Annotated in this window: 13 protein-coding genes; 4 read left to right on the top strand and 9 right to left on the bottom strand. The window is 58.9% G+C overall.

Annotated elements, in window-relative coordinates:
• Nucleotides 1-108: 108 nt before the first annotated feature.
• The 6 genes from P0Y65_13450 to P0Y65_13475 all read right to left on the bottom strand — a co-directional run bounded on the left by P0Y65_13450 (nucleotide 109) and on the right by P0Y65_13475 (nucleotide 6,807).
• Nucleotides 109-1,656, bottom strand: a complete 1,548-nt coding sequence (locus P0Y65_13450) for a tripartite tricarboxylate transporter permease (GenBank protein ID WEK03205.1) — start codon at nucleotides 1,654-1,656, stop codon at nucleotides 109-111.
• A 14-nt stretch (nucleotides 1,657-1,670) separates the two neighbouring features.
• On the bottom strand, nucleotides 1,671-2,156 hold the full coding sequence (locus tag P0Y65_13455) for a tripartite tricarboxylate transporter TctB family protein (protein WEK03206.1): 486 nt from the start codon (nucleotides 2,154-2,156) through the stop codon (nucleotides 1,671-1,673).
• On the bottom strand, nucleotides 2,153-3,097 hold the full coding sequence (locus tag P0Y65_13460; protein ID WEK03207.1) for a tripartite tricarboxylate transporter substrate binding protein: 945 nt from the start codon (nucleotides 3,095-3,097) through the stop codon (nucleotides 2,153-2,155). The genes P0Y65_13455 and P0Y65_13460 overlap by 4 nt, the downstream gene beginning before the upstream one ends.
• A 156-nt stretch (nucleotides 3,098-3,253) precedes the next feature.
• Nucleotides 3,254-5,116 (bottom strand): EAL domain-containing protein, encoded by a 1,863-nt coding sequence (locus P0Y65_13465; GenBank protein ID WEK03208.1) that lies wholly within the window; start codon nucleotides 5,114-5,116, stop codon nucleotides 3,254-3,256.
• 192 nt (nucleotides 5,117-5,308) lie between these two features.
• Nucleotides 5,309-6,112 (bottom strand): glycosyltransferase family 25 protein, encoded by an 804-nt coding sequence (locus P0Y65_13470; GenBank protein WEK03209.1) that lies wholly within the window; start codon nucleotides 6,110-6,112, stop codon nucleotides 5,309-5,311.
• Between the two features lie 434 nt (nucleotides 6,113-6,546).
• A complete protein-coding gene (locus tag P0Y65_13475) occupies nucleotides 6,547-6,807 on the bottom strand; it encodes an XRE family transcriptional regulator (GenBank protein WEK06799.1) in 261 nt (86 codons plus the stop codon).
• 64 nt (nucleotides 6,808-6,871) lie between these two features.
• On the opposite strand from P0Y65_13475, the gene P0Y65_13480 reads away from it, so the two are divergent.
• The 4 genes from P0Y65_13480 to P0Y65_13495 all read left to right on the top strand — a co-directional run bounded on the left by P0Y65_13480 (nucleotide 6,872) and on the right by P0Y65_13495 (nucleotide 10,689).
• The gene (locus P0Y65_13480; protein ID WEK03210.1) at nucleotides 6,872-8,176 is read left to right on the top strand and encodes a UDP-glucose/GDP-mannose dehydrogenase family protein; all 1,305 of its coding nucleotides are present in this window, start codon (nucleotides 6,872-6,874) and stop codon (nucleotides 8,174-8,176) included.
• 404 nt (nucleotides 8,177-8,580) lie between these two features.
• On the top strand, nucleotides 8,581-8,910 hold the full coding sequence (locus P0Y65_13485) for a hypothetical protein (protein WEK03211.1): 330 nt from the start codon (nucleotides 8,581-8,583) through the stop codon (nucleotides 8,908-8,910).
• Nucleotides 8,911-9,261: 351 nt separating this feature from the next.
• Nucleotides 9,262-9,885: a LuxR C-terminal-related transcriptional regulator gene (locus tag P0Y65_13490; protein ID WEK03212.1), complete on the top strand. Its 624-nt coding sequence runs from the start codon at nucleotides 9,262-9,264 to the stop codon at nucleotides 9,883-9,885.
• A gap of 315 nt (nucleotides 9,886-10,200) precedes the next feature.
• The gene (locus P0Y65_13495; GenBank protein WEK03213.1) at nucleotides 10,201-10,689 is read left to right on the top strand and encodes a DUF3597 domain-containing protein; all 489 of its coding nucleotides are present in this window, start codon (nucleotides 10,201-10,203) and stop codon (nucleotides 10,687-10,689) included.
• 322 nt (nucleotides 10,690-11,011) lie between these two features.
• Here the strand turns inward: P0Y65_13495 and P0Y65_13500 are convergent, their stop codons facing one another.
• The 3 genes from P0Y65_13500 to P0Y65_13510 all read right to left on the bottom strand — a co-directional run bounded on the left by P0Y65_13500 (nucleotide 11,012) and on the right by P0Y65_13510 (nucleotide 12,372).
• Complete coding sequence (locus P0Y65_13500) at nucleotides 11,012-11,248, bottom strand: hypothetical protein (GenBank protein WEK03214.1); 237 nt, start codon at nucleotides 11,246-11,248, stop codon at nucleotides 11,012-11,014.
• A 308-nt stretch (nucleotides 11,249-11,556) separates the two neighbouring features.
• On the bottom strand, nucleotides 11,557-12,024 hold the full coding sequence (locus P0Y65_13505; protein ID WEK03215.1) for a MucR family transcriptional regulator: 468 nt from the start codon (nucleotides 12,022-12,024) through the stop codon (nucleotides 11,557-11,559).
• 111 nt (nucleotides 12,025-12,135) lie between these two features.
• Nucleotides 12,136-12,372: a hypothetical protein gene (locus P0Y65_13510; protein WEK03216.1), complete on the bottom strand. Its 237-nt coding sequence runs from the start codon at nucleotides 12,370-12,372 to the stop codon at nucleotides 12,136-12,138.
• Between the last annotated feature and the right edge of the window lie 64 nt (nucleotides 12,373-12,436).

Here is a 12,436-nt window from a genome sequence, read left to right on the forward strand (position 1 = left end):
CGGCGCGCATCCTCCCTCCTGCCCGCTGCGCCCTTGCGCCATCTAACGTAAAAAAGCCCGGATGCCCTTGCGGGGGCATCCGGGCTTTTGCTTGTCTGCGATGAAAATCTAGTCCTCGTCGCTGGCCATCTGGCTGAGCATGGCGCCCTTGCCGCGCAGGCGGAAGTAGAGCGGGACCAGCACGGCAGCCGCCGCCACGACATATAGCGTGATGGCAATGGGCGAGTGGAAGAGGATGGCGAAATCACCCTGGCTGATCGAGAGGGCCCGGCGGAGCTGCTGCTCGGCCATGGGGCCGAGGATCAGGCCGACCACGACGGGCGCGATCGGATAGCCGAAGCGGCGCAGCAGATAGCCCAGGATGCCGAAAGCCAGCAGCAGCAGCAGTTCGAAGGAGAAGGTGATCGGACCGATATGGCCGGACATGGCACCGTTTGCGCCCAGCGTACCCAAGGTCGCAAACACCAGGATGCCACCATAGAGCCAGGGACGCGGGATGGTCAGCAGCTTCACCCAAAGGCCAATCAGGGGCAGGTTGAGAACGATCAGCATGAAGTTGGCGACGAGCAGGCTGGCGATCAGCGCCCAGACGAGGCTGGCATTGTTGGTGAAGAGCAGCGGGCCGGGCTGAAGGCCAAACTGCTGGAAACCGGCCAGCATGATGGCAGCGGTTGCCGTGGTGGGCAGACCCAGCGTCAGCAGCGGCACCAGCGTGCCGGCAGCGGATGCGTTGTTGGCAGCTTCGGGACCGGCAACGCCCTCAATGGCGCCATGGCCGAATTCCTCGGGGCGCTTGGCAAAGGTTTTTTCGGCCGAATAGCTCAGGAAACTCGACACGTCGGCGCCGCCGGCCGGCATGGCGCCGATGGGGAAGCCGATGGCCGTGCCGCGCAGCCACGGGATCCAGCTGCGCTTCCAGTCATCCCTGGTCATCCAGACCGAGCCCTTGACGGCAAGCACTTCCTCTTTGACGAGGTTGCGGTCGGCGGCAATCTTGAGGGTTTCGCCAATGGCGAAAAGCGCGACGGCGAGCGTCGTGACTTCGATGCCGTCAAGCAGATCAGGAATGCCGAAGGAGAGGCGCGCCTGACCGGTCTGCAGGTCGATACCGATGATGCCGAGACCGAGGCCGATGAAGAGTGCGGTGAGGCCCCGCAGGGCGCTATCGCCGAAGGCGGCGGAGACGGTGACGAAAGCCAGCACCATCAGGGCGAAATATTCGGCGGGGCCAAAGGCCAGGGCAAATTTCACCACCCAGGGCGCAACGAAGGCGAGGGCCAGGGTCGCAATCAGGCCGGCAACGAATGAGCCAATGGCAGCGGTGGCCAGAGCGGGACCGCCCCTGCCCTTGCGGGCCATCTTGTTGCCCTCGAGCGCGGTGACGATCGAGGCGGATTCACCGGGCGTATTGAGCAGGATGGAGGTGGTCGAGCCGCCATACATGCCGCCGTAATAGATGCCGGCGAACATGATCAGCGAACCAGCAGGATCAAGCCGATAGGTGACGGGCAGCAAAAGCGCCACGGTCAGCGCCGGGCCAATGCCCGGCAGCACGCCGACGGCGGTGCCAAGGGTCACGCCGACCAGCGCATAGAGAAGGTTCTGCCATTGGAGAGCGGCAAGCAGGCCCTCGGCGAGAAGTCCGAACGTGTCCATTTAGCGGCGTCCGATCAGGGAATGAGGCGTTCAAGCGGGCCCATGGGCAGCGACAGCTGCAGACCCTTGGCGAACATGAACCAAACGATGAAGGCGAAGACGATACCGATCGGGATGGTCTTCCAGAGTGGTCCGCGGCCAAAGGCCATGGCGGTGCAGGCAAAAAGCAGGCCCGTGCCAACCGAGAAACCGGCCCAGCCGATGGTCAGCAGTTGCGCAACGAGGCCACCGATGACCCAGGCGATGGGGATATAATTGTCGTCGTCGCGCTCGGGAAAGCCACGACGGAAGGCCGAGACCACGGTTCCGACGGACAGCGCAAACAGGCCAGCCGCGATGATATAGGGGAAAACGGTCGGCCCGACGCGCGCCTGGATCGGGGGCACGCGCATCTGCGACATCTGCCAGAAGATCACGGCGGCGATCAGGGCGAGAATGGCTGCGATGACAAGCGCCGCCCCATCGGGGCGGCGCGAGAGATTGGGTTCACCCGAGGTCATTGCACCAGGCCGATTTCGCGCAGGATGGCGTCGGTCGCAGCAATGTCTTCAGCGAGCTGGGCGTCGAAATCGGCGCCAGCCAGGTAGGTGTTGACCCAGCCACGCGATTCAAGCGCGGCCTGCCAGGTTGCCGAGTCGACCATCTTTTCGATGTCGGACGAGATGGCAGCCTTCTGCTCTTCGGTGATGCCAGGGGCAGCGGCAACCATGCGCCAGTTCTGCACGGCGACATCGACGCCGGCTTCCTGGAGGGTCGGGGCATCGACGCCCGGCACGCGCTCGGCGGTCGAGACTGCCAGCAGGCGAAGTTCGCCGGCTTCGATCTGCGAAGCGAATTCGGAGTAACCCGAAATGCCAACGGTAACCTGACCGCCGAGCACGGCAGCGAGGGCTTCGCCACCGCCCGAATAGGCGATGTAGTTGACCTGGGTCGGATCGGCACCGACAGCCTTGGTGATGAGGCCGGCCGTGATGTGGTCTGCGCCACCAGCCGAACCGCCGGCCCAGGAAACGGCACCGACGTTTTCGTTGAGCTTGGCCACCAGATCATCGACGGTCTGGATGTCGGAGGAGGCCGGAACGACCAGCGCGACGGCTTCACCGGTGAGGCGGGCGATCGGGGTGACCTGTTCGAGGGTCACGGGCGAAGCATTGGTCAGGATGGCACCAACCATCACATAGCCGCCAACGATGAGGGCGTTGGGATTGGCATTGGACTGGTTGACGAACTGGGCCAGGCCAATCGTGCCACCGGCGCCAGGAACGTTGGTGACCTGCACATTGCCCGAAATGCCTTCGGCCTGCAGGGCTTCCTGCATGGTGCGTGCGGTCTGGTCCCAACCGCCACCAGGAGCAGCAGGGGCCATGATGGAATAATCGGCAGCGAAAGTCGGAACAGCCATTGCGCCAGAAATCAGCGCGGCCAAGAGCAGCTTGTTCATAGGTCCTCCCATGTCAAAATCCGGAACGTCGTTGCGTTCGTGACAGGGACAATAGGTCGCGTCCCTGTCACCGTCCTGTCAGCGGACTATTGTCGTTGACAGGCGCTGGATGGCTCAGGCGAGCTTGCGCCTCACCAAAGGCAAAATCAACGGGCATCAGGCGCTACGGCGCTGATCCTGTTCGAGCGTCATTTCCATCTGCTCGGGATCAAGCCGCTGCGCAAAGAGCGACAGCAGATGCGTGGTATCGGCGACCGAGCCGGGACGGGCAAAGAGATAGCCCTGCCCCATGCCACAACCGAGCTGGCAGAGCGCGCTGGCCTGGGACGCTGTTTCGATGCCTTCGGCGACCAGCTTCATGTCGAGCTTTTTAGCGATGTGGATGATTGAGCCGACCACCACGTCGCTGGCACGATCGCGACTGAGCTTCTCGATGAAGGACTTGTCGATCTTGATGATGTCGACCGGGAAGGTCAGCAGGTGGGTGAGCGAGGCAAAGCCGGTGCCGAAATCATCGAGCGCGACGAGAAGGCCGCGTTGGCGCAAGGCGCTGACCGCCTTGGCCACCATCTGGTCGCCGCCCCCCATATAGACGGCCTCGTTGACCTCGAGCACGATGTGCTTGAGCGGGACATTGGCCTGTTCGAAGGTTTCGATGATGCGGGCTTCAAGATCGCCCCGCTGGAAATCGCCGGTGGTGACATTGATGCCGACATGCTGGAAGGGAATGCCCAGATCGAGCCAGTAGCGGATGTCGCTGGCGATCTGGCTCAGCATCTGGCCGGTGACCTGCCAGGCGATGCGCGGATCGGCGAGAGCGGCATGGAATTCGCTGGCCGAGGCGATGCGGCCATCGGGCATGCGCATGCGCGCCAGGGCCTCGAGACCGACGATCTCGGCAGTGTCGAGCCGGACGATGGGCTGGTAATGGACAATCATGCGCTTTTCGGAAATGGCCTGATCGACATTGCGCACCATGTTGGCGCGTTCCATCATCGAGGTCCGCATGCCCGGCGTAAAGCGGATATAGCCGCCGCGGCGAATTTCCTTGGCATGATAGAGGGCGAAATCGGCATTCTGGCTGAGCGCAGCCTCGTCAACGCCATCGGGACCAAAGAGCGCGCCACCAATGGTGACATGGGGATCGATGGTCTGGTCGCCCATCTGGATCAGGCCGCGCACGGCATTGAGCATGCGGGTGGCGGCATCGCGCAGAGCGAATTCGGAGTCGCAATCGGCAACGATGACGGCAAACTCGTCGCCACCCAGGCGACAGGCGGTGAGCGTGGGATGACAATCGGAGAGGCGCTCGGCCACCGTGCGGATCAGCTGATCACCAAAGACGTGGCCGACGGTGTCATTGACCAGTTTGAGATGATCGATATCGACCAGCAACAGGCCAAAAGGCTCCTTGAGGCGGATGGCGCGGGCGAGAAGCTCGTTGAAACGACCGCGATTGGGCAGACCGGTCAAGGCATCATAGTAGGCCAGGCGGTGATTGCGCTCGCGAGCCTTCTCATGATCGATGGCGATGGCGCAGAGATGCACGCAGGTCTGGACGATGGCGCGTTCGACCTCATCGGGACCGCGGCCGCTGCGATAATAGAAAGCGAAGGTGGCGACGACATTGTTGTCATGGTCGCGAATGGGGCTGGACCAGCAGGCGCGCAGGCCGAGCGGCCCGGCGAGCTGGCGATAGTCCTCCCAGAGCGGATCCGTCTCGATATCGGTGACCATGACCGGTTCGTTTCGAAAGGCCGCCGTGCCGCAGGAGCCCGCCCTGGGACCGGCGAGCAGGCCATCGATGGCGGTGGAGAAGGCCAAGGGCAGCGAGGGCGCTGCCAGGGGGCGCAGTCGGCAGTCGGCATCGACCATCAAAATGGAGCAGATAGCATCGGGCGCCAGCTCCTGGGCCCGTCGACACAACAGATCCGCAACGGCCACCAAAGGCTCGCCGCAGGCAACCGCCTCCAGGACTTCCGTCTGCAGACGCAACAGCAAAGCACTATCAGTAACCATGAATTCCCACCTCGACCCTACGACAACCTTAGCAACGGCCAATGAAGCGGGCGTTTGGGGAATAAGGACTATTATCGGGCGCGGAGATAGGGAGTGTTAACGACAAGTCATCTGTGTAAGTATTTACACTAACACGGGAAAATCTCTAGTATTCACCTTGGGATAGTCGGCGATTTCCTTGACTGTTGCTCATCATTGATCATCGCCGAAAGGGATAACCCGCCGGGACAGCTGGCCGCGCTGGGCGAAGTCATCCTTGACGTTGCGCAGGCCCTTTTTGGCCCAGCGGCGCAACCGCCCCCACTGGCTGGCAACGGGATGGCGCCGGGCAAAGGTGTGTTTGACGCGTTCGTGGGCAATATCGCTGCGCCCCACAGGCGCGGTGCGGGAATTCTCAACGCCGAGCTGGCGGCACAGGGCAGGATCGGTCAGGACACGGGTCAGCGAGGCACCGGGCTGCTCGAAGGGATTGTAGAGGGCGAGATCCAGGTGACGTCGGCGCAATTCGGGATGTCCGATGAGACGGCGCGCTGCCTCGGCTTTTAGGATGTAGCCGGCAGCCCCCATCGGCGTCGATCGGAAGCGGCGCACGGCAATGCCACTCGGCCCAGTCGACTCTACTGGATAGACGCGGGTAGTGGAGCCCGTCGTTTCGATTCTGATGAGGTCGGCATCAATCGAAGCCGCTTCGGCCAGGAAGGCCGGCAGGCTGGAGGCCAGCTCCGCGTCATCCTCAAAAATGAGCCCGGCGGGCTCCCCGGATGCGATCAAGGCACTCCAGGCACGCTCGTGGCTATAGGTGCAGGCAAGCTCATTGAGCCTGAGGAAGAGCTCGTTTTCCAGATTGCAGAAAGCCTGGGCGTCTTCCTCGCCGATGTCCGCGGCGGTCACCGCTTCGATCCGCGTTCCCGACAGGCCCAACGCCTGGAGCTGGCCATCCATAAACTCCCGCCGGTCGGGCCGGCTGGCCAGATTGATGTAGAAAATGGGCAGCACTGGACGAACCTCTCATGATCAGTCGCGTGCTACGACAAGGCTCGCCACGATGCAACCCGGGAGCCGGAGGGGGATGGCGGTTGACGAAGGGTCTGGCGGGTCGCCGAGCCATGCTGCGATGTGCTGACAGCTGAATTGAATTCTGGCAGTCGGCCACCAGATGGCTGTAGTGGCCCGCTGGTTGGAGCGGCATCACCTCCAAAGTATAATGCCTCGGTGACCGCACCGGGATGGTAATGTCGCTGAAGATCAAGACGCCCCGCAGCGCCCAAATATAGCGACTGGTGGAGTGACGTCCGGGACCGGAATCGAACCAGTGACACGCGGATTTTCAATCTGTCTTTGCCCTCTTAAAATCAGGAAAAAAGGCCCGTCATGTGCCATTCTTGTGCCATTGAGGCTTCTGTCTTCGCCGTCGCTAGGTGGGTCGTGGATCACCCGTATACTTCGTCCCACGGATTTACCGCTCCCTTCGTCGGGAGATTGTCGAATGCGTCGTCGACGGCAAACTTATCCCACACGTTACGGGTATTGATGAGTTTGGGGCGCGGCATCCGTCCGTCATCCACCATCTCGTCGAATAGGCTCGCGCTCACGCCGATGTAGGCGGCAGCATCTGAGCGGGACAATCCCCTTGGTGTGAGCGCCTGACTACGAACGGCGCGAGGTTGTGACTTTTTTGGGTCTGGGCTCATCTCGCAGCGCACATCCGTCATTGATCCGGTGCACACTATAGATCCTTTATCAGGAGTACGGCTATTGCGCATAACCATGATCGGTAGTGGATACGTTGGGCTCGTTAGTGGAGCCTGCTTCGCCGATTTCGGCCATGACGTCGTTTGCGTTGACCTGAGTGAGCAGAAGATTGCCGCTCTGAAGGACGGCAATATCCCAATCTTCGAGCCTGGCCTTGATCGCTTAGTCGAGGACAACGCCAAGGCTGGTCGCCTGTCGTTCACCAATGAGCTTGCTCCGGCGGTTGCAGAAGCCGACGCGGTGTTCATCGCTGTAGGAACGCCTTCGCGTCGTGGCGACGGCCACGCAGACCTCTCCTATGTCTATGCTGCGGCTGCTGACATTGCACGGGCCGTTAAAGGATTCACCGTTGTTGTAACCAAGTCCACCGTGCCGGTTGGTACCGGTGATGAGGTTGAGCGGATCATCCGTGAGGTTAATCCCGACGCCGACGTTGTTGTTGTCTCGAACCCAGAGTTCCTGCGCGAAGGTGCTGCCATCGACGATTTTAAGCGTCCGGATCGCATCGTGGTCGGCCTTGAAGACGAGCGGGCGCGGGATGTGATGACCGAAGTCTATCGCCCTCTCTATCTCAACCAAGCGCCGCTGATGTTCACCGGGCGCCGCACCGCCGAGCTGGTTAAGTATGCCGGCAATGCCTTCCTCGCTATGAAAATCACCTTCATTAACGAGATAGCCGACCTCTGCGAACGTGTCGGTGCTAACGTCCAGGAAGTCGCCCGTGGCATTGGCCTCGACCACCGCATCGGCAGCAAGTTCCTAAATGCTGGACCGGGCTATGGCGGCTCTTGCTTCCCCAAGGATACTCTCGCGCTGGTCAAGACCGGTCAGGACTACGATGCGCCGCTGCGGCTCGTCGAAACCACGGTTGAGGTTAATGATCGGCGCAAACAAGCTATGGGTCGGAAGATCATCGCTGCGATGGGCGGCAATGTACGCGGCAAAACCATTGGCATTCTTGGTCTGACGTTCAAACCAAACACCGACGACATGCGCGACGCTCCTGCAATAACAATTATTCAAGCGTTGCAAGACGCCGGCGCGAACATCAAGGCATATGATCCAGTCGGAATGCCGGCAGCAGCCTCTGTTTTGAAGGATGTAGAATTTAGCTTTGACGCTTATCAAGTCGCGCAGGGAGCGGACTGTCTGGTACTCGTTACAGAGTGGAATGCATTTCGATCGTTGGATCTTACACGTATCAAAGACGTTCTGAAGACGCCAATGTTCGTCGATCTCCGAAATGTCTACAGGCCGGAGGAGATGGCGCGGAATGGCTTTTTATACCACCCCGTAGGCATAGCCTGACCGCTTTAAATTGCCCAACTTACCGCACCTTACGTGCCAGCCAAATTAACCAGCCGGCACGTACCGTTATTGTTGTTCTGATGATTTGCCGCTACGTCACCTCAACTGTAGGTACTTATAGGGTGGATAGATTTCATGGCGCAACCGTTAACAATGAAGAGTGGAAACGTATCCCTCTCCGAATATGCTTTGCATGCCTGGACCGCCATGACTGATGCTGGTGTAAACCCAATCGATGGCCTCCTTCAGTTACAGTATGAGATAGAGGGTAGCGGGTCGGCTTACATGGCCGATGAGAAAAGCTACACACTGCGTTTAATCGAGAAGTGGAAAGCCATGTTAAATGCGACCAAGGCTAAGCTACACTGACCTAATGTCTAACTCATTTGATATAGGCCAAGATCATGATGACGGACGAAGAGGCGTGGGATCAGGCACTAACTGATGCAGAAAGAGACCTTGGTGCCTATCCGCGATGCGACGCTGGTAAAAGCGTCATCATCGGTATCTCAGTCTTTATTTGCTGCGTCTTGATTCACTCAATGACTGTGCAAGGGTCTGCGGTCTTAGCTGCGGCCCTGATCGCCGGGAGCGTTGGAGGGGGACACTTCTTGATGTGGGAGTTCAAGCGCTGGGGCTACAGACATCGTCTCCGCACAAACTTCTGGTCCATCCGGATACAAGAGGAAATTCGCGATGACGTGAGCGACGATTCAAAACAGGCTCGTTCGTGATAGCCATAAGTCAGCGTTAATCTGAGACCACATAGCTTGGTAGCGTCGCCTCTGCGGGCCCGACAATAACCACTGTAGGCCAAACTCTGCACGCAAGGAAAAGCAGCCACCTTGACCTCTTTGATATCATTTGGCTTCGGTGGGACCCACCGCTCGGCGGCAGCGTGAATCCTTTGCAAGCGCCAGGCTCCAAGCACGAAAATGGCTGCTGACGAACTGGTTCCGGAGCGCACTTTGCTAGGCCAGACGGAATCGTTGTTATGCGGTCAGCGTCCTAAAACTGCCTGCTGTAAGTCTAAATCTACAATTTTGAAACCTAAACTTACATCTTTACCTGAGCATGGAGGGGAGATGGAAGCCGAACCGCTGCAAATAAGAAGGCGGAGACCTGTTGGTTGGGACATAGCGCGTCTCGAGTTGAGACGTGTTGCCGACGTATCTCCTTTGATGGTTTGGATAACCGAACCCGACGGCTATTGCATCCACTTGAATCAGAACTGGTATGATTATACCGGCCAGCCGCCTGGCGAAGGCGAGGGTGACGGTTGGGTCGAAGCTCTGCACAAGGAAGATCGCGCATTAGCGCTGAACGCGTTCCTTGATGCTACGTCAAGAAAAGTAGCCTACCAAGTCGAGTACAGATTGTGCCGAAAGGTTGGCGGCTTCGAGTGGGTCTTTGCCGTAGGTCATCCGTTTTTTGGGCCGGACGGGAAGCTTGGTGGTTATATCGGTTCTGACACGAACCTCGACGGGATCAAGAGGCGCGATACTGGTGGAAAACGACTGACGCCGAGAGAGCGCGAGGTCGTTCATTGGATAGCTAAAGGTAAGACCTCAATTGAAATCGCCGTCATTCTGAGCATCGCAGCAAGAACAGTCGAACAACACGCCACGGCAGCCATGATCAAGCTGGGGTCTTCCAACAGGGTGCAGACAGCCGTTCTCGCCATAAAGCTCGGCGAGATCGAGCCTTAGCCGATTGGGCAACAGAAATGAATTCGGGTCGTTGCGGTGTCGGCCAGACCCATTCACTGCCGGCTAAAAGGCAGTCAGCGCTACGACCAACCATTGCCAGGTTAAGTCCAACCCCGTATTTTTCACGGGGTGCCCTGCCTACCCCTTTATGATACCCCGTCTCGGGAGGGCCCAGGCCATGCCTAGATAAGTCCGGGCTGCAAAGTGGCCGAGGGGATGATTGGAATTGCCTCGGCCCCCTCACCTCATTTTGGATCTTTCCTGCGGCACGCTGAGTTCTGTTAACCTCAACCAATTCAGAACAGAGATAGACAAATGGGCTTCTTCGACGACATTAAAAACAAAATCTTTGGCAACGGCGAGGAAGAGCTGAAGTCGCAGCAGAACGCGGAAGTTGCTCGCAAGGCAGCTGAGGCTATTGGCCGGGCGGCAGCAGCTAATGTCGCTAATTCTCCTGCCCAGGCATCGGAGACCTCTCCCTTCCCATCCTCTTCCGGAAGTGCTTCCACGGCCACCCAAGTATCAAACGTCATCCCATCATCATCATCGGTCGACGTCGAGGCGGTGATGGATGCCGCAGTGGCAAAATCTGGCCAGGATCTCAATTGGAAGACCTCGATCGTCGACCTGCTCAAAGCTCTTGACCTCGATAGCTCAATCACAGCTCGGAAGAACTTGGCCGACGAGCTCGGCTATACCGGAGACCAGTCGGATTCTGCGACGATGAATATCTGGCTCCATAAGCAGGTCCTGGCAAAGCTGGCTACCAACGGTGGCAAGGTCCCAGAAACTCTCACCGCATGAGCATGTCCTCTAGCCCGCGTCAAACGCGGGCTTTTTCTATCCTCAGGTCGGGGGTGCATGCATCCGGACATAACGCTGGGCGCGTCGTAGCGGGCCGTTAATGGGTCGCGGCTACAATCCCGCTTGTCAGCCTCTGCGGGCCCGGCTGATTATTGCCGGGCTTGTCCCCACCGCAAAAGAAAGCCGCCTGTCATGACCTCTATTGGATCATGCGGCGGCTTGGTCGGAGCCCGGCACGCTACGGGTAGCGTCACACCATATGCACCAGGCTCCGGGCACTTGAATGCCGAGCTGCGACTATGGTTCCGCACGCAAATGCTGATCAGTGCAGCGTGACTTGGATGCGGTCACGGAAAGTGAGCCATTCGGCGACTAGCCTAAGAAGCTTCGGTACCTTCTCAGGAAACTGAGCAGCGATGGCGTCCAGTATTTCGAGCTCTTTGTCGATGAGCAGGACATCCTCATGCGTCGCCGACTGACCTATTGTGGTCAGTTGCCCGTAACGTTTCAGTGTATGGCGGCTTAGAATAATTCGTTGGTCGGCGTCTGCGGCGTTCATGGGGACTAGATGCCCATCTGCTCCCAGCCATGCAATTAACTTTGACGTGCTAGACCTTCTGCAAAATTGACGACTGAACGTCGTGTCCTCTCGGGAATAGGTGGAAGCCCAGCAGGTGTGGTCACTTGCGTGTAGGATGCCCAGCAACCCACCCGCAGAAGCTCAGCGCCTCGTCGCCCCTCTACTGGCCCAAGGCACCCCTTCGTCACCGCAGACCTAGAAGTGATAGATCGGCGCCATTGGTGTGACCTCGGCGTTGCCGCGGACAAGTGGCGGGCCGGACGGGACGTAGTCCGAAGGCACCAGCTTCAAGACTCCTGAGATTCTTCGACCAGCGTCAGCTTCTTTTTTCGTCCACGGGGTTTCGAGGCAGTCGCTTCTCGACCAAGGCCGTTCTGCTTTGCTAATGCCGATCTGTGCGCCGAATAATTTGGCGCGACCATCGGGTAGCTCTCAGGCAGTCCCCACTTCAGACGGTACTCATCGGGCGTCATACCGAGCTTGGACAGATGTCGCCTAAGAGATTTGAACTTCCGCCCATCTTCTAGGCACACGATAAAGTCCGGCGTCACAGACTTGCGAACTGATACGGCAGGTGACGGCAATTCAGGGACAGGCTCCGGCTCCGGCCGGCTGAGCTGAACGAGCGTCTGATGCGTCGACTTAATCAGATTAGTCAGGTCTTCAGGCGCTACGTGATTATTGCTCACATAGGCTGAAACAATCCTGCTGGCTGTCTCTACAAGATCGTCGGAAACGATGTCCGTGTTGTCCAATGCAGTACCCCCGAAAAACCGGGTTAAGAATGATACTTCGGACAGGAGTCGCCAGATGCGGCAGTAGGTTATCCCCACCAGAGATCAAAATGACCTTCGTTTTATATGCCGTCAGTTGAGTTTTGACTTGAGGGTAGCTTGAAAAGCTTTCCACCAAGTCAACAGTTCCAAAATCACCAGAGCACTGGCCGGATGTTCTCGCGCGATGTCCTCCAGATGCGCGATCTCATCGACCACATGCGTCATCTCACTTAACGGGTATTTGCCCGTCCTCTGGATACCTCGGATGTAGGCTGAAAGTGTCCGTCGGGAGAGCTCAATACGTTGGTCGGCTTCGTCTGAAGTCATAGTCGACGCCTAGCGTAGGTCGTTGCCGTAGTCAGATATGTTTGCATTGCGGAGGCAACTAACA

It is taken from the genome of Candidatus Devosia phytovorans (assembly GCA_029202405.1).
Lineage (GTDB): Bacteria > Pseudomonadota > Alphaproteobacteria > Rhizobiales > Devosiaceae > Devosia > Devosia phytovorans.